General features: G+C 40.3%; 18 protein-coding genes. 14 read left to right on the top strand and 4 right to left on the bottom strand.

Annotated elements, in window-relative coordinates; genetic code table 11:
- Positions 1–146 precede the first annotated feature (146 nt).
- The 9 genes from hemE (at position 147) to LCL91_RS17505 (ending at position 10982) form a co-directional block, all read left to right on the top strand.
- Positions 147–1187, top strand: a complete 1041-nt coding sequence (hemE, locus tag LCL91_RS17465; RefSeq protein WP_224884183.1) for a uroporphyrinogen decarboxylase — start codon at positions 147–149, stop codon at positions 1185–1187.
- Between the two features lie 24 nt (positions 1188–1211).
- Positions 1212–2165 carry a ferrochelatase gene (hemH, locus tag LCL91_RS17470; protein WP_224884185.1) on the top strand — a complete coding sequence of 318 codons (954 nt, stop codon included), beginning with the start codon at positions 1212–1214 and terminating at the stop codon, positions 2163–2165.
- Positions 2158–3564, top strand: a complete 1407-nt coding sequence (gene hemY, locus LCL91_RS17475; protein ID WP_224884187.1) for a protoporphyrinogen oxidase — start codon at positions 2158–2160, stop codon at positions 3562–3564. Before hemH ends, hemY begins: the two co-directional genes overlap by 8 nt.
- A gap of 156 nt (positions 3565–3720) precedes the next feature.
- On the top strand, positions 3721–4968 hold the full coding sequence (locus tag LCL91_RS17480) for an ATP-binding protein (protein WP_224884189.1): 1248 nt from the start codon (positions 3721–3723) through the stop codon (positions 4966–4968).
- Between the two features lie 13 nt (positions 4969–4981).
- Positions 4982–5563, top strand: a complete 582-nt coding sequence (locus LCL91_RS17485) for a TetR/AcrR family transcriptional regulator (RefSeq protein ID WP_224884191.1) — start codon at positions 4982–4984, stop codon at positions 5561–5563.
- A 189-nt stretch (positions 5564–5752) separates the two neighbouring features.
- On the top strand, positions 5753–8080 hold the full coding sequence (locus tag LCL91_RS17490; RefSeq protein WP_224884193.1) for a YhgE/Pip domain-containing protein: 2328 nt from the start codon (positions 5753–5755) through the stop codon (positions 8078–8080).
- A 193-nt stretch (positions 8081–8273) separates the two neighbouring features.
- Positions 8274–9413 carry an ABC transporter ATP-binding protein gene (locus tag LCL91_RS17495; RefSeq protein ID WP_224884195.1) on the top strand — a complete coding sequence of 380 codons (1140 nt, stop codon included), beginning with the start codon at positions 8274–8276 and terminating at the stop codon, positions 9411–9413.
- A complete protein-coding gene (locus LCL91_RS17500; protein ID WP_159781155.1) occupies positions 9406–10068 on the top strand; it encodes an ABC transporter permease in 663 nt (220 codons plus the stop codon). The genes LCL91_RS17495 and LCL91_RS17500 overlap by 8 nt, the downstream gene beginning before the upstream one ends.
- 14 nt (positions 10069–10082) lie before the next feature.
- A complete protein-coding gene (locus tag LCL91_RS17505; protein ID WP_224884197.1) occupies positions 10083–10982 on the top strand; it encodes a glycine betaine ABC transporter substrate-binding protein in 900 nt (299 codons plus the stop codon).
- 46 nt (positions 10983–11028) lie between these two features.
- Here the strand turns inward: LCL91_RS17505 and LCL91_RS17510 are convergent, their stop codons facing one another.
- From LCL91_RS17510 to LCL91_RS17520, 3 genes are read right to left on the bottom strand one after another with little or no spacing between them, the layout of a single operon-like run.
- Complete coding sequence (locus LCL91_RS17510) at positions 11029–11952, bottom strand: glycine betaine ABC transporter substrate-binding protein (RefSeq protein ID WP_224884199.1); 924 nt, start codon at positions 11950–11952, stop codon at positions 11029–11031.
- Between the two features lie 11 nt (positions 11953–11963).
- Positions 11964–12797: a choline ABC transporter permease subunit gene (gene choW, locus LCL91_RS17515; RefSeq protein ID WP_224598571.1), complete on the bottom strand. Its 834-nt coding sequence runs from the start codon at positions 12795–12797 to the stop codon at positions 11964–11966.
- Positions 12798–14006, bottom strand: a complete 1209-nt coding sequence (locus LCL91_RS17520; protein ID WP_224884202.1) for a quaternary amine ABC transporter ATP-binding protein — start codon at positions 14004–14006, stop codon at positions 12798–12800.
- A gap of 334 nt (positions 14007–14340) precedes the next feature.
- Between LCL91_RS17520 and LCL91_RS17525 the strand changes: the two genes are divergently transcribed.
- A complete protein-coding gene (locus LCL91_RS17525; protein WP_224884204.1) occupies positions 14341–14868 on the top strand; it encodes a GbsR/MarR family transcriptional regulator in 528 nt (175 codons plus the stop codon).
- Between the two features lie 115 nt (positions 14869–14983).
- Here the strand turns inward: LCL91_RS17525 and LCL91_RS17530 are convergent, their stop codons facing one another.
- Positions 14984–15712 carry an amino acid ABC transporter ATP-binding protein gene (locus tag LCL91_RS17530; protein WP_165999716.1) on the bottom strand — a complete coding sequence of 243 codons (729 nt, stop codon included), beginning with the start codon at positions 15710–15712 and terminating at the stop codon, positions 14984–14986.
- A 198-nt stretch (positions 15713–15910) separates the two neighbouring features.
- On the opposite strand from LCL91_RS17530, the gene LCL91_RS17535 reads away from it, so the two are divergent.
- From LCL91_RS17535 to LCL91_RS17550, 4 genes are all read left to right on the top strand, one after another.
- Positions 15911–17584, top strand: coding sequence for a glycoside hydrolase family 13 protein (locus LCL91_RS17535; protein ID WP_224884206.1), 1674 nt, complete (start codon positions 15911–15913; stop codon positions 17582–17584).
- Between the two features lie 232 nt (positions 17585–17816).
- Positions 17817–19817, top strand: a complete 2001-nt coding sequence (gene tkt / locus LCL91_RS17540) for a transketolase (RefSeq protein WP_224884208.1) — start codon at positions 17817–17819, stop codon at positions 19815–19817.
- Positions 19818–19931: 114 nt separating this feature from the next.
- Positions 19932–20894, top strand: a complete 963-nt coding sequence (locus LCL91_RS17545) for a sugar-binding transcriptional regulator (RefSeq protein WP_224884210.1) — start codon at positions 19932–19934, stop codon at positions 20892–20894.
- Positions 20891–21637, top strand: coding sequence for an MBL fold metallo-hydrolase (locus LCL91_RS17550; RefSeq protein ID WP_224884211.1), 747 nt, complete (start codon positions 20891–20893; stop codon positions 21635–21637). The genes LCL91_RS17545 and LCL91_RS17550 overlap by 4 nt, the downstream gene beginning before the upstream one ends.
- The last annotated feature ends 18 nt before the right edge of the window (positions 21638–21655 follow it).

Genomic DNA, 21655 nt, shown 5'->3' on the forward strand with positions numbered 1-21655 from the left:
TTGTGTTAAAGTATACGATGTAAACGGCTTCAAAGTTGGACGATTTTATGACTTTTTTCTTTAATATCTGTACACTGAAGCTAACGATCGCTATAGTATGTAAGGATGTATAAATGAACGTTGTGGAATTAGAAAGGTGGACAAGCATGAATAAAGCACCATTTAATGATCAATTTCTTCGGGCATGCCGGGGGGAAGAAACGGACCATACACCTGTATGGTATATGAGACAAGCTGGGCGCTACCAAGCCGAGTATAGAAAGATCAGAGAAAAGTATTCGTTTCATGAGATGAATTTGAATCCGGAAGTAGCGGCGGAAGTAACGCGATTTGCTGTTGAACAACTTGGGGTTGATTCAGCCATTCTATTTGCGGATATTATGACGCCTCTTCCGTCTATTGGAATAGATGTTGAAATTAAATCAGGAATAGGTCCTGTTATTGATAATCCGATTAAAACAAGATCTGATATTGATCGACTTGGCGAACTTGATCCATTGAAAGATATTCCGTATGTGATGGAGACCATTAAAATGCTTCGAGAGCAGCTATCTGTTCCGTTAATTGGATTTAGCGGGGCGCCGTTTACTGTAGCGAGCTATATGATTGAAGGTGGCCCGTCTAAGAATTATCATAAAACCAAGGCATTTATGTATTCAGATCCTGAGGGATGGTATCAACTAATGAATAAGCTTGGAGATATGACAATTGCTTATCTTACAGCTCAAGTACAAGCAGGAGCTCAAGCGGTTCAGCTTTTTGATTCGTGGGTAGGTGCGCTAAACGAAGCAGATTATCGAACTTATATTGCACCAGTGATGAATCGAATTTTCTCACGTCTTAAAGAATTGAATGTGCCGCTCTTAATGTTTGGGGTTGGAGCGAGTCACCTTATTCAGGAGTGGAATAAGCTTCCTGTCGATGTGATTGGAATTGATTGGAGAATATCAATTAAGAAGGCGAGAGAAGTGGAAGGCATTACAAAGCCTCTAATGGGAAATCTAGAGCCGGCTCTCCTTCTTGCTCCATGGGAAGTTATTGAGGAAAGAACGAAGGAAATCCTTGATCAGGGGATGGAAACACCTGGATTTATTTTTAATCTTGGACACGGGGTGTTTCCGCAAGTTCAAGTCGAAACCTTGCAACGTCTTACTCAATTTGTACACGAGTACACACGAAAGAAATAGTTAAAGAAACGGGGGAGGTATGGGATGAAGCGAACCATCGGCCTACTAGTTATGGCCTACGGTACACCGCGAAGTGAAGCAGAAATTGAACCATACTATACACATATACGTCGGGGGAAACGACCTACAGAGGAAATGCTGCAGGATTTAATTGAACGCTATGAAGCCATAGGCGGTATATCTCCCCTTTCAGATATTTCGAAAGAACAGGCTCAAAAATTAGAAGATCATATGAATAAACAGTTTGGTGATGAGGTCACGTTTAAAAGCTATCTTGGTTTAAAGCACATTGAACCTTTTGTAGAAGATGCAGTCCGCAATATGCAAAAAGATGGAATAGAGGAAGCGGTTAGTATTGTACTAGCTCCACACTATTCGACTGTTGGTGTAAAAACGTACAATGAACGAGCTAGAGCAGAAGCAAGCAAGCTAGGTTATCCCGATATAGTAGCGATTGATCAATGGTACAACGAGCCGAAATTCATTCAATACTGGGTTAATCAGCTTCAATCCTACTTAAGCCAAATAAGTGAGCAAGAGAAACAGAAAACGATTGTTATTTTTTCTGCTCATAGCTTACCCGAAAGAATACTAAAAGAAGGCGATCCTTACCCAGCTCAGCTTGAGGAAACAGCAAAACATATTGCAAAGAGAGCTGGTATAGATCACTATGCGGTAGGTTGGCAAAGCGAAGGAAATACGCCTGACCCCTGGATTGGACCGGATATTCAGGATTTAACACGTGATTTATTTGAACAAGAAGGCTACACGGGCTTTATCTATTGTCCTGTAGGTTTTGTCGCAGATCATCTTGAAGTATTATATGATAACGATTATGAGTGTCGACAGATGACTGATGAACTTGGGGCAGCTTACCATCGTCCAGAAATGCCAAACGCGACAAATGAGTTTATTGAGATCTTAGCAACAGTTGTGACGAACGAATTAATAAAAAAGAAGATGATAAGTCATGAATAAGCAAACAAAAAAAATTGTAATTATCGGAGGCGGAATTACGGGGTTAACAGCCGCCTACTATCTTCAAAAAGAGATGAGAGATGCTCAACTCCCATATGAGATAACGTTACTTGAAGGCACGGATCGTCTCGGTGGAAAGATTCAGACAGATACAACAAATGGCTTTGTAATTGAACGCGGTCCTGACTCTTTTCTTGCCAGAAAAGAGAGTGCTGCACGTTTGGTAAAAGAAGTGGGTATGGAAGATCAGCTTGTTCCGAATTCGACTGGTCAAGCTTTTGTGTTGAATAACGATCAGCTCTATCCAATACCGGGCGGAGCTGTGATGGGGATCCCAACTGAACTTTCACCATTCATATCGACTAAATTATTTAGCTTAAAAGGAAAATCAAGAGCAGCAGGAGATTTAATACTTCCAAGAGCGAATAACGGAGATGCAGATCAATCGCTAGGTTTATTCTTTAGAAGACGACTTGGTAATGAAGTGGTGGAGAATTTAATTGAACCGTTATTGTCAGGCATCTATGCAGGCGATATCGATAAACTAAGCTTAATGTCTACATTCCCGCAATTCTCACAAGTGGAAAAGGAATACCGTAGCTTGATATTAGGTATGAAAAAGACAACGCCACCTTCTAGAAGAAGTACTGGTAAGAAAAAGCCAGCATTTTTAACGGTTAAATCAGGATTGCAGTCTTTTGTCAGAACCCTCGAAGAAAAGTTAACAGATGTGCACATTCGAAAAAGTGTTAAGGTGGATAAGATACAGAGAAACCAGAACTCATACACGCTTCTAACAACGAGCGGAGAAGAATTAATGGCTGATTCCATCATCGTTACAACGCCGCATCAGCAAGTTTTTCACATGCTGAGAGAGGTTGAAGAAGTCGCTCCATTGCAAGAAATGCCTTCTACAACAGTTGCCACAGTTGCAATGGCCTTTTCAGAAGAAGCGATCAAAAAGGCAATGGACGGCACAGGATTCGTTGTATCTCGAAATGCTGATTACACCATTACAGCTTGTACCTGGACTCATCGGAAGTGGGAACATGCTGCACCAAAAGGAAAAGTTCTTCTTCGTTGCTATGTTGGAAGAGCGGGGAAAGAAGAAATCGTCGACAAGAGTGATGAAGAAATTGTACAGACGGTATTAAACGACCTGAATCAAATTATGGAAATTGAGGGCCATCCTGAGTTTTATCGTATTACAAGATGGCGACAGTCGATGCCGCAATATGAAGTTGGTCACCGGGAAAGAATCGATAAAGTAATAAAAGGGATCCATCAGAAAATGCCTGGTGTTTTTCTGGCAGGTGCTTCTTATAATGGAGTAGGCCTTCCTGACTGTATTGACCAAGGCGAGGAAGCTGTTACTTCTGTTCAAAACTATTTGAAATAAGGCTAAGGACACATCCAATCGATGTGTCCTTAACTGTGTTTTACTCTAAATTATTTGCCGTCTCAATCTGGAATGATTATCTAATTTTGTTAGTGTAGAAAGAGGTCTAGTGGTAGAATGTAAATGGCAACAATTAGTCTCAAAGGAGAAATAATCATGTTAGAGATGGCAAGACCTTTACTTGTTAATATTGCAATGCTCTTCTCAGTGTTATTTATCTGGAATATGGTCATGCCATTTACGAGAGCAAGCTCAATTAATTTAAAAGAAAAATTAATATACGGAGCTATCAGTTCAGTGATGGCGATGCTTTGTATGCTTTTCCCACTGGAAACATTCGGAGATACTGTATTTGATTTACGAGTTGTGCCTCTCATTCTTGTCACTCTTTATGGTGGTAAACTGCCTGGGATCATTTGTACACTTACCATTTCTACCGTCCGATTATGGATGGGCGGCGAGAATGCATGGGTGGGTGTATTAATCGCTGTTACAGGGTTTATCATTGCTAGTAGTTTTGGGCCTTATTTCCGAAAGTCAATTCGAAAGTGGAAGGGAATTCTAATTACTGGTGGAGTATTTATCCTTTCTTATATTGTGATTCTCATTCTATTCTTAGATCCGTTACAAACTTATTTTTATCCCATTTATTTCACTGCATTTATGATAGCTTATTTTATTATTTTTTACTTAACAGAGCGGTTTGTTATGATTAACATCCAGCTTCAAGAAACAGTTTATTTAGAAAAGTTGTCTGTGGCAGGGAAAATGGCAGCGGCGATTGCGCATGAAATTCGAAATCCTTTAACAACGATTAAAGGACTGCTACAGTTTATCTCAAGTGACACTGAGGATAGTAAAGTGAAAAGTTATGCTCCACTCATGCTCGAAGAAGTTGAACGAACCAATAAAATTATCACAGACTACCTGATGTTAATTAAACCAACTAAAGATAACTATGAACAGGTTGATTTGAACAAGGTCGTGAAAGATACAACGGCTCTAACTGAAGTACTTGCCTCTTATTATAATGTGAAAATTCATTATGAAGAAAAAGGTGAATTTTTTATATGGGGAAACTCTCAAGAATTAAAACAATGCTTGATCAATTTAATTAAAAACGCAATTGAATCCATAGAAGGCGAAGGTCTTATTCTTGTAGCTTTGCAATCTGGTACAAAAAAAGGTACGGTAGATATCGTGATTCGTGACAATGGGTCAGGGATGAGTGAACAAGAACTTGAGAAGATCGGTTTGCCATTTTATACAACAAAATCGAAAGGAACTGGACTCGGTACGATGATTACAAATCGATTAATTCGTAATGTTGGGGGGAAAGTTCACTATACAAGTGTAGAGGATGTTGGAACAACCGTAACCGTCACATTGCCAATTATAAAATAATAGGAGGAGTAAGATGACGTTCGATCGAAAGAAAAGCATAATGGAAGCAGCCGAAAAATCATTTTCAATGTTTGGCTACAAAGCGACAACAATGGATCAAGTTGCTAAGATTGCGAATGTAGGGAAGGGAACAATCTATAATTTCTTTAAAAATAAAGAGGAACTGTTCAATGAAATTGTACGGGGAATGGTTATTGAACTAAAAGAACTTGCTCAAGATTCCATTCATAGAGAGGATACGTTTTTTGAGAATCTTCATCGTGCTCTTTATAGTGTATTGGAACATCGCCGGGAACATAAGTTGGCGATAAAGCTCTCTCAAGAAGTACGTGAGATTGGAACCCCTGCAGCTATGGATGCTTTGAACCTTGTAGAAAAAGCGATCCTTTATTTTCTTGAACAAGAGATTGAACGTGGCATTTCAGATGGTGAAGTGAAAAGATGTGATCCATCTCTTGCAGCCTTTCTTATGTTTAAAATGTATATCGCGCTTATTTTCGATTGGGAGAAAACGCATCCTTCCTTTAGTAAAGAAGAAATTGCAAATCACCTTGAATTTTATATGATGAGTGGAATTAAGACGGAAGAGCAGTAGTGAAAATAAAGTAAGCTACTGCTATTGCTATTCTAAATAAAGGGTGATATATTATCTCTTGTAGCAAAAAAATGACCAGATTCAAAAATTGGTCACATCACTTCCAATCCATAGTAAGTAAAGAAAAGTCTTTTTTTTTAGGTAAAATGACCATATGAGAAAAACGGTCAATTAGACAGGAGGGTAAACATGAAGAAGTCATCAAAACAATTTCGCTCTGAATGGGCGTCATTGCTTAAGAATAAAAAAATCTTAATTCCAGTCATTGCTGTGTTGTTTATACCGGTATTATATAGTGGTATGTTTTTATGGGCGTTCTGGGATCCATACGAAAATTTAGATCAGATTCCAGTCGCTGTTGTTAATAGTGACAATGGGGCGGATTTTGAAGGGGAGCATCTAGAAATAGGGAATGAGCTTGTCGATAAGTTGAAAGATGAGCCTGAATTCAAGTGGGATTTTGTGGATGAAGAAGAAGCAAATAAAGGTCTTGAAGATCAAACCTACTATATGAAGATTCATATCCCAGAAGACTTTTCTAAGAAATCGACGACTGTTCTTGATGAACATCCTGATAAATTAAACTTAGAATATGTACCAAATGAGAGTTTTAACTTCTTGGCTGGGCAAATAGGCGGAACGGCTGTTAGTGAAATCAAATCACAAATAGCTGAAAACATCACTGAAAATTATAGTGAGCTCGTCTTTGATAAGTTTAGTGAAATAGCTGATGGTCTTTCAGATGCATCAGAGGGAGCAGGAGAGCTAGCGGATGGTTCTTCTGAACTAAAAGATGGTACAAAGCAACTGAAAGATAATCTTGCAGTGCTTAATGAAGGATCGATTGAGTTAACGAATGGCTTAAGTAGTGCAGAAAACGGATCAATTGATCTTGCAAATGGCATTAGTGAAGCGAACCAGGGAACGACTGATTTATTAGATGGTTTGAAAGAAAAACAGCCTCAAGTTAGTCAGTTAGCTGATGGATCTTCTCAACTCAGTAATGGGCTTGGTGAACTTAGTAGCAATATGGGAGAATTTAAAGGTGGACAAGAGCAGCTTCTAGCTGGTGTGAAGCAAAGCAGAGATGGAACAAAGCAGTTGATGGATGGCCTAAATGCTTCAGTTTCAGCTTTAGAAAATAAATCATTACCTTCTGTTGATGCAGAAGGACTGAAACAATCACTAACAACTGGCGTGACGAATGCCTCAGCTGTTCCTAAGGAATTGCAGGGTGTTATAGAGTCAATTCAAGGAAGCGATCAGTATACGGATGAGCAAAAGCAAGCGCTAATTAGTCAGCTTCAACCAATTGCTGAGAAGTCTGGTACTGCAGCGAAGTCAGTTGGGGAAGCGGCTAAGAGTTTTTCAAACGAAGCAGAGAAACTTTCAGGTGCCTCTTCAAGTCTAGATGCTCTAGTAGAAGGGCAGCGTCAGCTTGCTCAGGGAGCCACGGCATTATATGAAGGACAGGGCGATCTTGAACAAGGTCTAGAAAAATTCGGTGACAAAATAAATCAAGCTAATGCTGGGATTGAGCAACTGCATAATGGTGCTATACAGGTTGCAGATGGAACCAATACGGTTTCCGCAGGCTGGAGTTCATTGATCGATAACGTAGGAACACTCAATTCTGGTATGACAGAATTATCTAGTGGTTCACAAGAGTTAGCATCCGGACTTTCTGAGTTAGAAGGAGGATCTTCAGAAATAACTTCTGGTGCTGGAAAATTAGCAGATGGATCTAAAGACCTTGATAACGGAGCACAGAAATTAACAGATGGTACATCAGAGCTTCGGGATAAACTAGGAGATGCTGCGGAAGAAACGTCGAATACGAATGCTGATGATGAGACGTACAGCATGTTTGCTGATCCAGTTAATGTAGATACAGAGGCTGTCTCTGGGGTACCAAACTACGGAACCGGATTTGCACCATATTTCCTTTCCCTTGGTCTGTTTGTAGGGGCACTCCTCATGTCTATTGTGTTCCCACTTCGTGATCCAGCAGTAACGCCAAGAACGGCAATCGGTTGGTTTATGAGTAAATACGGTATTTTATTAGTAGTTGGCGTTATTCAAGCGCTTGTCTCTGATGCTGTTCTTTTATATGCATTGCAGATTGAAGTACAGAGTGTACCGTTATTCTTACTCTTCTCTGTCGTATCAAGTCTCGCTTATATGACATTGATTCAGTTCTTTGTTACGACATTAGGAGATCCAGGACGATTTGTAGCGATCATTATCTTGATCTTACAACTAACTACAAGTGCTGGTACGTTCCCACTTGAGTTAATTCCTGAAGGATTACAAGTGTTTAACACTTGGTTGCCAATGACGTACACTGTTTCAGGACTGAAAGCTGTTATTTCCAGCGGGGATTTTGCTTTCATGTGGCAAAACGTCTACGTATTATTAGGATTTATTGCAATTTTTGCTATTGGTACAATCACTTTCTTCTTTGTCGAATTGAAGAAACGTAAGAAACATGGGTTGGAACCTGCGATGAACGAATAAGGAATCTATTATCTATGAGGCTAGTTTAATCAATTGATTAAACTAGCCTCTTTTCTTTTGATAATTGGTTGGAAAAACGATACAGTATTAGTAAGAAAGTTGTGTTAATGTGTGATAATGAGTTTACGTCACGGAAAGAAACGGGTAAATAGATAAAGTTATGGATTTATAGGGAGGCAGGAGAAGCGATAGAATGATTACTTTCGAGCATGTTAGCAAAAAGTTTGCTGATGGTACTGAAGCGTTGAAAGATATTAATTTACATATTGAACAAGGCGAATTGTTAACGTTAATTGGCCCGAGTGGATGTGGTAAAACGACCACGATGAAAATGATTAACCGTTTGATTGAACCGAGCGGAGGTCAAATATCTATTGATGGAAAAGCAATCTCTGAGCAAGATCCTGTTGAATTAAGAAGGAGTATCGGATATGTCATACAGCAAATTGGTCTCTTGCCACATATGACAATTGCAGAAAATATTGCCCTCATTCCTAAATTGAAAAAATGGGATAAAAGCAAAATTGATAGACGTGTTGATGAAATGCTGAATCTTGTCGGACTTGAGCCATCCGTATTTCGATCACGCTATCCACTAGAGTTAAGTGGAGGTCAGCAGCAACGGGTCGGTGTCATTCGTGCCCTTGCAGCAGAACCTCCCATCATTTTAATGGATGAGCCTTTCAGTGCACTCGATCCAATTAGTCGTGAACAGCTTCAAGATGAGCTGGTGAAATTACAAAAAGAAATCCAAAAAACGATTGTTTTTGTCACCCATGACATGGATGAAGCGATGAAGATTGCCGACCGGATTGCCATCATGAAAGACGGTGAAATTCTCCAGCTCGATACACCTGATCGTTTGTTACGTCATCCTAAGAATGAGTTTGTTCGCAATTTTATCGGAGATGAACGGATGGCTAAAGGACAAGCTCCTACTGCAGTTGATTTAATGATACAAAAAGTAGCAACTGTTAAAGAGAGCAGAGGACTAGCCGAAGCCTTTCGACTAATGAAATCAGAACGTGTGGATAGTCTTGTCGTCACTGGACCTGAACAGGAATATAAAGGCGTCGTGACTCTTGATCAGGTTCAGAAGCATTATGAAAGTGATACAAAACGAATTGTAGATGTCATTGAAATCATTGAGCCAATTCAGAGAAACACGCTTTATCCTGAAATCGCAAAACGCTTCGCTGAAAAGCAACCAATCAGTATCCCGGTAGTAGAAGGGGAAAAGCTGACTGGACTAGTGACGAGAAGTAGTATGATGCGCGGACTAGCTGGTCTCGAGCAACTCGGTTACAAGGAGGAGGAACCTCTGAATGAATGATGAAAACTTTTTTACTTTATTTATAGAAACGATGCAAAATCGCTGGGATGATATTTTTGTTGCGCTACAGGAACACCTTTTCCTATCATTTATATCGATTGTCATTGCCATCTTAATCTCAGTTCCACTAGGGATCTTTATTTCCAGACGCAAGAAGTTAGCTGAGCCGTTTATTGCTGTCGCGGCTATTTTTCAAACCGTTCCTAGTCTTGCATTGTTTGGTTTCCTCATTCCGTTTCTTGGCATTGGAAATATTACAGCCATCATTGCCTTAACGGTGTATGCCCTTCTTCCGATCTTAAGGAATACTTACACTGGCATCACATCTGTTGACCAATCTTCTATTGAGGCTGGGAGAGGGATGGGGATGACGAATATGCAGATCTTAATGAAGATTGAAGTACCTCTTTCGCTCCCTGTTATTATGGCTGGCGTTCGTACGGCAACAGTGTTGACGATTGGAGTAGCGACACTTGCGACGTTTGTCGGCGCTGGAGGACTCGGAGATATCATCTATCGTGGGCTCACGTCGAATAAAGATGAGCTTGTGCTAGCTGGTGCTCTGCCTGCAACCATTCTTGCTCTTGGATTTGATTTAATACTTAAGTTATTAGAAAACGCGGCAACTCCTAAAGGAGTTAAAGCAAAAAAATAAAGGGAGAGATTCGTTTGAAGAGAATTACCTTACTTTTACTAGGAGTTGTAATGGTTCTTGCTGCATGTGGAGGAGATAGCGGAAGTGAAGAAAGTGATCCGATCGTTATTTCCGGTAAGCCCTGGACTGAGCAATATATCTTACCACACCTTCTTGCGGAGTACATAAAGGCGAACAGTGATTATGAAGTAGAGGTTGATGCAGGTGTTGGTGAAGTAAATATTCTACAACAGGCGCTTATCGATGGTGATATTGACATGTACGTGGAATATACAGGTACAGGTCTTGAAGCGGTACTTAAGGAAAGTGCTGAATCAGATGAGTCAGCTGATGAGATTTTTAAACGCGTGAAAAAAGGATACAAAGATGAATATAATCTTGTTTGGCTTGAACCACTTGGATTTGAGAATGGCTACACGCTTGCTATGACTCAAGACACAAATAAAGAGGTAAATGCAAAAACGTTCTCGGACATTATCCCAGCTTCAGATGATTTGGTATTTGGTGGACCACACACGTTCTACGAAAGAGAAGATGGTTACGATGCCCTAGTAGAAGCTTATGGTTTTAATTTCAAAGACGAAGTGAGTCTTGATCCGAATATCATGTACGATGCTTTAAATGAAGGTGAAGTCGATGTGATTCCTGCCTTTACAACTGATGGACGAATTGCTCGTTTTGATCTTGCGACAACTGAAGACGATAAGCAATTCTTCCCACCATATTATGCTGCGCCAATTGTTCGACAGGAAGTTCTTGATTCACATCCTGATCTTGAGAAGGTTGTGAACGAATTTGCTGGAAGTATTTCAGAAGAAGAAATGTCTGAAATGAATGCAAAAGTGGATATGGATGGAGAAGAGCCTGAGGATGTTGCAATTGAATTCTTGACAGAAAAAGGATTGATTGATTAATAAAAAAGCGAGATGAGGAATTCCTCATCTCGCTTTTTTATTTATGTTATTCAGCGGGCTTTAAATCTTCAATAGAATCAGCTTCAACGTATGATGGAACAACAAGTCCTGTTTTCGCACCTTCAAGGTTTACTCCAAGACGGTCCATGTTGTCACCATATTCATCTAGAAGGTCAGCGTGTGTAATTGGAAGCCATCCGGCTACCATTGCGTCAGCGTCCCCTTCAGAAACAGCGATGAACATAGAAGCTGCATCAAGTTGAGTTAATTTAACCTCATAGCCTACGCTCTCAAGAACTTTAGCTACTACGTTCGTACTTGCGATTTCAGAATCCCATGCTACATATGCAAGTGAGATTTCTTCACCGTCTACTTCATCAGCACCTTTAGTCCATTCTTCTACCATGTCGGAATGTTCGTCTACCCAATTTTGTGCTGCTTCTTCAGGCTTAGCACCTTCCTGTACTTCGACCATAACATCGCCCATGTCTTCTGGAGTCCAGTTGAACTGATCAAGAATTGTATGTGCAGAAGGCTGATCTTCTTTTAACCCCATACGTGCAAAAGTTTCGATGTTTTCTTCTTCTCCATAAAGACCTTGTGGATCTTCAAGGTATTTAAGGTCGTATTTCGCGAACATCCAGTGCGGCGTCCAGCCAGTTACGATAATTGGTTCTTCATCTTCAATGGCTTTCCCAAGTTCTGCAGCCATCGCAGCAGAAGAAGACTCGATTAATTCCCAACCTTTAAGACTATCGTACTCTTCAAGTGCAGAAGTTGTAGCTTTCATAATTCCAGCACCAGGTTCAATTCCGACAATTTCATAGTCTACTTCTTCGCCAATGTTAGCTCCACCTTCGCTAGAGCCTTCACTACTATCTCCGCTATTGTTTCCGCCGCAAGCAGCAAGTATCAATGTTAGTGACAAAAATAATGCTAGTCCTGTTAGACCTTTTTTAAAGTTAAACATGTAATTCCCCCTTAGTTTTTTGTTTTACCTATATTTTGAGAAATCCGGTCGAGCATAATCGCTAGAATAACGATCGCGAGACCAGCTTCAAAACCAATACCAACTTTAATTTGTGTAACAGCACGGTAAACATCTGCCCCAAGTCCAGGTGCACCTACTAGAGATGCAATAACAACCATTGAAAGGGAAAGCATAATGCTTTGGTTAATTCCCGCCATAATGGTAGGTGTTGCAAGCGGTAGCTGTACTTTAATTAATTTCTGTTTCGTAGTCGAACCAAATGCGTTTGATGCTTCAATTAAGTCTTCAGGTACTTGACGAATCCCAAGGTTTGTTAAGCGAATCGTCGGTGGCATCGCAAATATGACAGATGCGATGATACCTGGTACCATCCCAATTCCAAAGAACAAAATGGCTGGAATGAGATAAACGAATGCAGGCATTGTCTGCATAAAATCAAGAACAGGTGTAATAATGCCTCTTACACGGTCACTTTGTGATGCCCATATTCCAAGTGGAACCCCAAGAATAATCGATATAATAACTGAAGTTAAAACGAGCGCGAGCGTCTCAATAGTTGGATCCCAGTAACCTAAATTATCGATTAACAACAGACCAAGTAACGTGAAGATGGCAACAGGCCAGCGACTTGACCACCAGGCTAGGATCGTAAAGATTGCGATTAGTACAAGAGCTGGAGGGAAGGCTAGAATCGAAACAATCCCCTCAACAAACCAATCAATTCCTGATGTTATGCCATCAAAAACGGGTTCAAGATTATCAGTAAGCATGTCAACAAAGCTGTCTACCCAATCAGCTAGCGGGATTTTAGGGAATAGCTGCATTTAGCTCACCTCTCCTTTCGCTGATTCTGTCTCATTGCCGGCGAGTGCTCCGATAACTGCGCCACGTACAATAATGCCTTTAAACTTATCGTTTTCATCAATGACTGGTAGTGGAAGAGAAGAGCTTGCCATTTTCACAAACATATCTGTTAATAACGTATCGGGTGCGACAGTTGGAAGATCCGTAATGAGAATATCTGCAATTTCTTTTTTTGCTTCAATTGCTTTTGCGGCGTCATCCGCTGTAATTGCACCAATTAATTTTTGTTTTTTATCTACGATATATAAGCTAGAAAGCTTTTGTTCTCGCATTAGTTGAAGCGCTACACGGGGGCCGCGATCAGCTCTTAGTGTTTCAGCTCGCTTCATAACGTGAGAAGCTGTTAATACTTTGGAAAGGTCAACGTCTTCAACAAAGCGTTCAACGTAGTCATTCGCCGGATTTGTCATAATTTCTTCTGGTGTTCCAATTTGAACGATAGAACCATCCTTCATTAATGCGATCCGATCACCGATACGAAGTGCTTCATCAAGGTCATGTGTAATAAAAACAATCGTTTTCTCCATAGACTCTTGAAGTTCAAGAAGTTCATCCTGCATATCTTTACGTATGAGTGGATCAAGCGCACTAAAAGCTTCATCCATCAAAAGAACATCGGGATCATTTGCAAGAGCGCGTGCAAGTCCGACACGCTGCTGCATACCTCCGCTTAGTTCTGACGGATAGCTTTTTTCATATCCTTTTAATCCGACAAGTTCGAGTGATTCCTGTGCTTTTCCAGAACGTTTCTCTTTACTAATGTTTTGCACCTCAAGCCCGTACTCTGTGTTTTCAAGTACTGTCTTATGAGGGAAAAGCGCGAAACGTTGAAATACCATACTAAGCTTCTTTCGTCTAACATCCCGAAGCTGTTCAGGTTTCATCCTGACGATATCTTCATCATCAATGAGAACCTGTCCTGAAGTAGGTTCAATTAAGCGATTGAGAAGCCGAACAAGTGTAGATTTACCACTACCTGATAGCCCCATGATGACAAAGATTTCACCGGGATATACGTCGAAACTTGCGCGGTTAACGCCAACCGTATTTCCGGTCTCTTTTAAAATCTCACTTTTTGATTTGCCCTGATCTAAAAGCTTAGTAGCTTGTTTGGGCGATTTGCCAAATATTTTGGTTACTTCTTTTACTGTAATTTTGGCTTTCTCCATAGTTTCACCTCTGCCTTTATTTCAAATAGTTAGCGGATAAAATTACAAAAATAACTGAAATATGTCGAAATTTACGATAATCAGTCATTTACTAGTCTTTTTTTACCGACCTATTAAGTATAGAGTGTAGGTACTTAATACTACAAACGTCGTGAGTGCTCAAATTCAGGTAATTCAGTACATACAGAAAAAACTGTACAAACTAAACGGGTAAATGCTTAAGTATCGTCTAGGATGCTAGTATATGCTACAAGGTTTGCTAGTAAACTTTACAATTCATAGGGTTAACACTAAACTATGAAATGACAAACGATTGGAAAAGTAGGTGTATAGTTTGCAAGATAAACGAGTAGAGAATGCAAGAGAACGAGTGATTGAATCAATCTCTAAAAATATGGATATTTACAGCGTAACTCCTTCTGTGGGGCGTTTATATGGTGCGATGTTCTTCGAGAAAGAGCCGATGACGCTTGATGAAATGAAGGACAAACTTCAAATGAGTAAGACAAGTATGTCGACCGGAGTAAGGACATTAATCGACTTAAATATGGTGGATAAGGTGTGGAGAAAGGGGGAGCGTAAAGATCTTTACGAAGTGAAGTCAGATTGGTATCAAACCTTTACGGATTTCTTTTGTATCCATTGGCGAAAAGGAATTGAAATGAATCGGGATGCTTGCAAAGAGTCGATTGCTGAGCTAATGGAAGTGTTGGATGGCGATATTACGAACGAAGATAAGAATAAGGCTATAGAAGACTTAGAAAAGATGTCTTACGCTCTGGGATACTACGAGTGGTTGAACAAAGTAGTCGATTTATTTGAATCAAGGAAGATATTTGATGTGATAGATGAGGAAGAATAGCTGAGATAATTGTAGGCGACACCATCAACTATGATTTGCGTAGAGGTAGTACGAATGGTTGTTGATGTTCACTTTCTCCAAACAAAAACGTGCAGGAATTTCCTGCACGTTTTTGTTATAGGATTTTACTTAAGAAAGCCTGAGTTCGCTCATTTTGAGGATTTGAGAACAATTCGTTAGGGACGTTCTCTTCTACGATATAGCCGCCGTCCATAAAAATAACGCGGTCGCCTACTTCACGTGCAAATCCCATTTCATGAGTAACAACAACCATTGTCATTCCTTCTTTTGCAAGGTCTTTCATGACTTCTAACACTTCGCCGATCATTTCAGGATCAAGGGCTGAAGTTGGTTCATCAAACAGCATGACGCTAGGTTCCATCGCAAGTGCTCTTGCAATCGCTACACGCTGTTTTTGTCCACCTGAAAGTTCGCCCGGGTAATTATTGGCCTTATCTCCAAGACCAACTTTAGCAAGAAGTTCCTTTGCTTTCTTTGCGGAGTTTTGTTTGTTTTCCCCTTTTACTTTAATGGGGGCAAGGGTGACATTCTCAAGAACTGTTTTATGTGGAAAGAGGTTAAAATGTTGAAAAACCATTCCAACGTCCTGACGAACCTTATTGATATTCGTTTTAGGATCCGCAATATTATGACCATTAACGATGACGCTACCGCCAGTTATTTCCTCTAATTTATTTAAACAGCGAAGAAAGGTGCTTTTGCCTGAACCAGAAGGACCAACTACGCAAACAACTTCTTTTTCTTTTACATCTGTATTAATATTCTTTAATACTTCTAACTCTCCGAACGATTTCTTAAGATCTTTCACCTGGATGATGCTCATTGTTGTCATTATCTCCTTTCGTTCTGCTTTAATAAAACCCATTATATCAATCCTTTGCTTAATTAGAAAAGAACTTACCCTCATATAAAGAGAAAGCGTTTCGTTTCTAACAGTTGTACTCGTGCTGAGATTCTTCTATAATGATAGTTAGCGAAAACGTTTGCACAAAGGGTTTATAGGTATAAAGGAGGAGACGATATGGCTCAACAGTGGTGGAAGGAAAGCGTTGTTTATCAAATTTATCCTAGAAGCTTTAATGACAGCAATGGGGATGGAATTGGTGATATTAGAGGGATTACTGAAAAACTTGATTACTTGGACGAACTAGGTATAGATGTAGTGTGGTTATCACCCGTTTACAAGTCACCGAATGATGACAATGGCTATGATATTAGCGACTATCGAAATATTATGGATGAGTTCGGAACGATGGAAGACTGGGAAGAGATGTTAGAAGGAATGCATCAACGTGGAATCCGTCTTGTGATGGACCTAGTTGTTAACCATTCTTCTGATGAACATGCTTGGTTTACCGAAGCGAGAAAATCAAAAGACAATCCATATCGAGATTACTATATCTGGCGAGAAGGAAAAGAAGGACTGCCTCCAAATAATTGGGGGTCCTTTTTTGGAGGTTCCGCATGGGAGTATGATGAAGAGAGTGAAGAATATTTTCTCCATCTCTTTTCAAAAAAGCAACCTGATCTCAATTGGGAAAACGAAAAGCTAAGAGAAGAAGTGTATGACCTGATGAAATTCTGGCTCGATAAAGGGGCTGATGGATTCAGAATGGATGTGATTAATCTAATTTCCAAAACGCCTGGTTTACCAGATGCCGAAGTAACGGATAATTCTCCTTATCAGTGGGGAGGAGATTACTTCGTAAATGGTCCGAAATTCGTAGAATACATGAACGAAATGAATGAAAAGGTTTTATCAAAATATGACGCGATGACAGTTGGCGAAATGCCAATGGCCACGCCTGAAGATGGTAAAATGTACACGAATGAAAATGATGGTATTGTGAATATGCTTTTTCAGTTTGAACACATGGATGTAACAAGTGGACCTGGGGGTAAATGGGATCAACAGGCTTGGAAACTAAGGGATTTAAAACAGATTATTTCAAAATGGCAGACTGAGCTTCACGGTACTGGGTGGAATAGTTTGTATATGGAGAATCATGATCAACCTCGTTCAGTTTCTGTATTTGGCGATGATCAGGAATATCGCGTAGAATCAGCCAAGATGCTGGCAGCGTGGCTTCATTTTCTCCAAGGAACCCCGTATATTTATCAAGGACAAGAGCTCGGGATGACGAATGTTTACTTTGATGATATTAAGGATTACAAGGACATCGAAACGCTTAATATGTATCACGAAGAAGTTGTGGAAAAAGGAAGAAATCCAGAAGAAGTACTCAACGCTATCCATAAAAAAGGCCGTGATAATGCACGAACGCCTATGCAGTGGACTGATGAGAAAAACGCGGGGTTTACGACAGGAAATCCATGGTTAAAAGTGAATAGTAATTATCACGAAATTAATGCGAGAAAGGCGTTAAGTAACGAAGATTCTATTTTTTACTTTTATAAAAACTTAATTCGCCTTCGAAAAGAGCTTCCTGTACTGATGCATGGTAATTATCGGTTACTTTTAGAAGAGGATGAGAATTTATATGTGTACACAAGGAGTTATCAGGGCACAACGTTGGTTATTGCGGCTAACTTCTCGAAAGAAACGTGTGAACTGAATCTTCCAGAAACGTTAAATGGGGGAAAACTACTCGTCCATAATTACCACGATGTGGCGAATCAGTTGCAACATGAGTCGAACATGCGCCCTTACGAAGTGAAAGTGTATATGATGTAGGTATAAGCGCGGCGCGGGCACAGCCTGCGCCTTCTTTCATTTGGGTTTTACTTTATCGTTTTTTAAAGGATTGAATTCTTTCTTTCGAGGGAAGATAATTTTGGGGAAAAGAAATTACTTGAAAAGTGGTCGGTTTCCTTTTTCTTTTTGTTTCAGTCATGTATAATAACAGATGTACATTTGTTCAAGAGTGATTTTACTAAATTTCAATATAAAAAAGGAGTGTATACATATGACAACGACTCAAATGGATTCACTTGCTGTAAATACGATTCGTACGCTAGCAATCGATGCAGTTGAAAAAGCAAACTCTGGTCACCCAGGAATGCCGATGGGGGCTGCACCAATGGCTTACACGCTATGGAGTCAGTTCATGAATCACAATCCATCTAACCCGGATTGGTTTAACCGCGACCGTTTTGTTCTTTCAGCTGGTCATGGTTCAGCTCTTCTATATAGCATGCTTCACTTGTTTGGTTATGACGTTACAATGGAAGATTTAAAATCATTCCGTCAGTGGGGAAGCAATACTCCAGGACATCCAGAATTTGGTGAAACACCAGGAGTAGACGCAACAACTGGACCACTTGGCCAGGGACTAGCGATGGCAACTGGTATGGCGATGGCAGAACGTCATTTAGCAGCAACGTATAACCGTGATAACTTTAATGTGATTGATCACTATACGTACAGCATTTGTGGTGATGGTGATTTAATGGAAGGCGTATCTTCAGAATCAGCTTCTTTAGCTGCACACTTGAAGCTTGGCCGCCTTATTGTCATGTATGATTCAAACGACATTTCTCTTGACGGTGATCTTGATCAGTCCTTCTCGGAAAACGTTCAACAGCGTTATGAAGCTTACGGCTGGCAAGTGATTCGCGTTGAAGATGGAAATGACATGGATGCGATTGCTGATGCTCTTAAACAAGCGAAAAGCAATACAGAGCAACCGACACTAATTGAAGTGAAAACAACAATTGGTTATGGTTCACCAAACAAAGGTGGCAAAAACACTTCTCATGGTGCTCCGCTTGGGAAAGATGAAATTCAGCTAGTAAAAGAAAACTATCAGTGGACTTTCGAAGAAGATTTCTACATTCCTGAAGAAGTGAAAGGCCAATTTGCAGATTTCAAAGAAGCTGGAAGCAAAAAAGAGCAGGAATGGAATGAACTTTTCAAAAAATATGAAGCAGAATATCCTGAGCTTGCGAAACAACTAACTGCAGCTCTAAATAACGAACTTCCTGAAGGATGGGATAGCGAAGTTCCTACTTATGAAAGAGGAACAAGCACAGCATCTCGTGCTGCGTCAGGTGAAGTTCTTAATGCACTTGCGAAAAACAATACGCAAATCTTTGGTGGATCAGCTGACCTTGCGTCTTCTAACAAAACAATGTTAAAAGACGAGCAGGACTTCTCACCAGCAGATTATAGCGGACGTAACATCTGGTTTGGTGTACGTGAATTCGGTATGGCAGCAGCGATGAACGGGATTGCCCTTCACAAAGGTCTTCGTATCTTTGGTGCAACGTTCTTTGTATTCTCTGACTACCTTCGTCCAGCTCTTCGTCTATCAGCATTGATGGGTGTACCTGTAACATACGTATTCACTCATGATAGCGTAGCAGTGGGAGAAGATGGTCCGACTCACGAACCTGTTGAGCAACTTGCTTCACTACGTGCAATGCCAGGTCTTTCCGTCATTCGTCCTGCTGATGGAAATGAAACAGCAGCTGCATGGAAGCTATCTGTTGAAGCAACAGACCACCCAACTGCTCTTGTGCTTTCTCGTCAAAACCTTCCAGTTGTGACAGATTCACATGAACAAGCATATGAAGGCGTGAAGCGTGGTGCTTACGTTGTTGCTGGTGGTGAGGATGCGGAAGCCATTCTTCTAGCATCTGGATCTGAAGTTGGTTTAGCTGTAGAAGCACAAGAACTTCTTTCTAAAGAAGGTATTTCTGCTTCCGTTGTCAGCATGCCTAGCTGGGATCGTTTCGAGAAGCAATCAGCTGATTATAAGCAAAGCGTTCTTCCGGACAATGTAACAGCTCGACTTGGTATTGAAATGGGCGTTTCATTTGGCTGGGATAAGTATGTTGGCCAAAAAGGAGATATCCTTGCAATTGATCGCTTTGGAGCATCTGCGCCTGGCGACACTGTTATTAAGGAATTTGGCTTTACTGCAGAAAATGTTGTCAATAAAGTTAAAGCAATGCTCTCCAAATAAGATAATCGTATCTTAAGTTGAAGAGCGGAAGGCTTTCAGAAGGCGCAAAAGGTCTTTCTGGAAGCCTTTTTCTTAACTAAAAACCATTAAATATTTGAATACACGGGTGTTGCTATGGATAAAGATAAACTAACAAAGGTGGTCGAAGCTGCCCGCTTATACTATCAATTGGACTATAGTCAACAGGAGATCGCAAAAAAACTAGCGGTTTCAAGGCCGACGGTTTCGCGTTTATTAAAACAAGCGAAAGCAGAAGGCGTTGTCGAAATTAAAATTCATGATCCATCACAAGATGTTCATATGCTTTCATCAGAACTTGCTGATTTGTTTGGACTAGTAGAAACGAGAGTCGCCATTGTTCCTGAATTTGAGGATGATCTTGTCAAAAAACATATCGGTAAAATTGCAGCTGATTATTTAAATACAGCTATTCAAGACAATGATTTGATTGGTGTTTCATGGGGGACCACGCTAAATGAGATTGGGAAAAACCTTCGTCATAAGTTACTGAAAAACGTTTCGGTTGTTCAATTAAATGGTGGAATTAGTTATTCTGAAACCAACACCTATGCTTACGAAGTGATTCAAATGCTTGGCCGTGCATTTCATGCTACGAGCCATTTCTTACCTGTTCCTGCCATAGTTGACCATCTTCTTGTAAAGCAAACGATGGAAGAAGATAGACACATTCGTCGTGTTCTTGATATGGGTCGGAATGCGAATATTGCCTTATTTAGTGTTGGAATTCCAACAAATGACTCGGTAATTGTACAGGCAGATTATGTATCAAAAGAAGAGCTTGAAGTCATTCATACGAGATCTGTTGGTGAAATTTGTTCGAGATTTTTTGACGAAAAAGGGAAGCTCATTCATAAGGAATTAAATGAACGCACCATTGGAATTGATTTACAAGAGCTTTCTACAAAAGAAAAGTCAATTTTGGCGGCTGGTGGTCCTAAGAAAGTTGAAGCGATCTATGGGGCGTTGGAAGGTGGATATGCCAATGTTCTTATAACGGATCACTTTACGGCTCGCGCTTTATTAGAGAAGAAGAAGCAGGGGAGGGATAAACAATGAAAATGACTGTATTAGGTCCGTGGGGAGGTTACCCTAAAGCTGGAGAAGCGAGTGCAGGGTATCTTTTCCAGAGTGAAGGCTATAATTTGTTAATTGATTGTGGAAGTGGTGTATTGGCACAACTTCAATATCACCTTTCCGTCGAAGAACTCGATAGTGTCATCATTAGTCACTACCATCCAGATCATATTGCAGATGTAGGAGTTCTTTATCACGGGCGCTTGGTTCAATCCAAAACAAAATCTGAATTACCTGTGCTACCGATCTATGGTCATTCACATGATGAAGCAGGTTTTAATAGTTTGGATCATAAGCCTTATACCGAAGCGAGGTCTTACACGGAAGAAGATCGTTTAGAGCTTGGCCCGTTTTCCATTACTTTTCAAAAAACAAAACATCCGGTTGTATGTTTTGCTATGCGCATAACTGATGGAAAGCATACCGTAGTGTTTACAGCAGATTCAAGCTATATAAAAGAGTTCGAAGTCTTTTCTGCTGGAGCTGACTTACTCATCTCAGAATGCAACCTTTATGCGGATATGGACGGTTCTAAAATGGGGCACATGAATAGTACGGATGCAGCAACAATTGCAAGCGCAGCGAATGTTTCCACTCTTATGTTAACGCATCTTCCGCATTTTGGAGAGTTATCGGATCTTCAAAAAGATGCAAAACAATACTTTGATGGGGAAGTTGTACTTGCTTCTACAGGACTGGTTTGGGATTCAGAAAAAGAGTTATAGTAAAAAGCCAGAAGAAGG

The organism is Guptibacillus hwajinpoensis, from assembly GCF_020171785.1.
Classification (GTDB): Bacteria; Bacillota; Bacilli; order Bacillales; family Guptibacillaceae; genus Guptibacillus; species Guptibacillus sedimenti.

What these genes read in the sequence shown, in the direction of transcription:
- LCL91_RS17530 (WP_165999716.1), bottom strand. Translation starts at nt 15,712, where the DNA reads ATGAGCATCATCCAGGTGAAAGATCTTAAGAAATCGTTCGGAGAGTTA.
- hemH (WP_224884185.1), top strand. Translation starts at nt 1,212, where the DNA reads ATGAAGCGAACCATCGGCCTACTAGTTATGGCCTACGGTACACCGCGA.
- LCL91_RS17480 (WP_224884189.1), top strand. Translation starts at nt 3,721, where the DNA reads ATGTTAGAGATGGCAAGACCTTTACTTGTTAATATTGCAATGCTCTTC.
- LCL91_RS17510 (WP_224884199.1), bottom strand. Translation starts at nt 11,952, where the DNA reads ATGTTTAACTTTAAAAAAGGTCTAACAGGACTAGCATTATTTTTGTCA.
- hemY (WP_224884187.1), top strand. Translation starts at nt 2,158, where the DNA reads ATGAATAAGCAAACAAAAAAAATTGTAATTATCGGAGGCGGAATTACG.
- hemE (WP_224884183.1), top strand. Translation starts at nt 147, where the DNA reads ATGAATAAAGCACCATTTAATGATCAATTTCTTCGGGCATGCCGGGGG.
- LCL91_RS17490 (WP_224884193.1), top strand. Translation starts at nt 5,753, where the DNA reads ATGAAGAAGTCATCAAAACAATTTCGCTCTGAATGGGCGTCATTGCTT.
- LCL91_RS17520 (WP_224884202.1), bottom strand. Translation starts at nt 14,006, where the DNA reads ATGGAGAAAGCCAAAATTACAGTAAAAGAAGTAACCAAAATATTTGGC.
- choW (WP_224598571.1), bottom strand. Translation starts at nt 12,797, where the DNA reads ATGCAGCTATTCCCTAAAATCCCGCTAGCTGATTGGGTAGACAGCTTT.
- LCL91_RS17500 (WP_159781155.1), top strand. Translation starts at nt 9,406, where the DNA reads ATGAATGATGAAAACTTTTTTACTTTATTTATAGAAACGATGCAAAAT.
- tkt (WP_224884208.1), top strand. Translation starts at nt 17,817, where the DNA reads ATGACAACGACTCAAATGGATTCACTTGCTGTAAATACGATTCGTACG.
- LCL91_RS17485 (WP_224884191.1), top strand. Translation starts at nt 4,982, where the DNA reads ATGACGTTCGATCGAAAGAAAAGCATAATGGAAGCAGCCGAAAAATCA.
- LCL91_RS17535 (WP_224884206.1), top strand. Translation starts at nt 15,911, where the DNA reads ATGGCTCAACAGTGGTGGAAGGAAAGCGTTGTTTATCAAATTTATCCT.
- LCL91_RS17495 (WP_224884195.1), top strand. Translation starts at nt 8,274, where the DNA reads ATGATTACTTTCGAGCATGTTAGCAAAAAGTTTGCTGATGGTACTGAA.
- LCL91_RS17545 (WP_224884210.1), top strand. Translation starts at nt 19,932, where the DNA reads ATGGATAAAGATAAACTAACAAAGGTGGTCGAAGCTGCCCGCTTATAC.
- LCL91_RS17550 (WP_224884211.1), top strand. Translation starts at nt 20,891, where the DNA reads ATGAAAATGACTGTATTAGGTCCGTGGGGAGGTTACCCTAAAGCTGGA.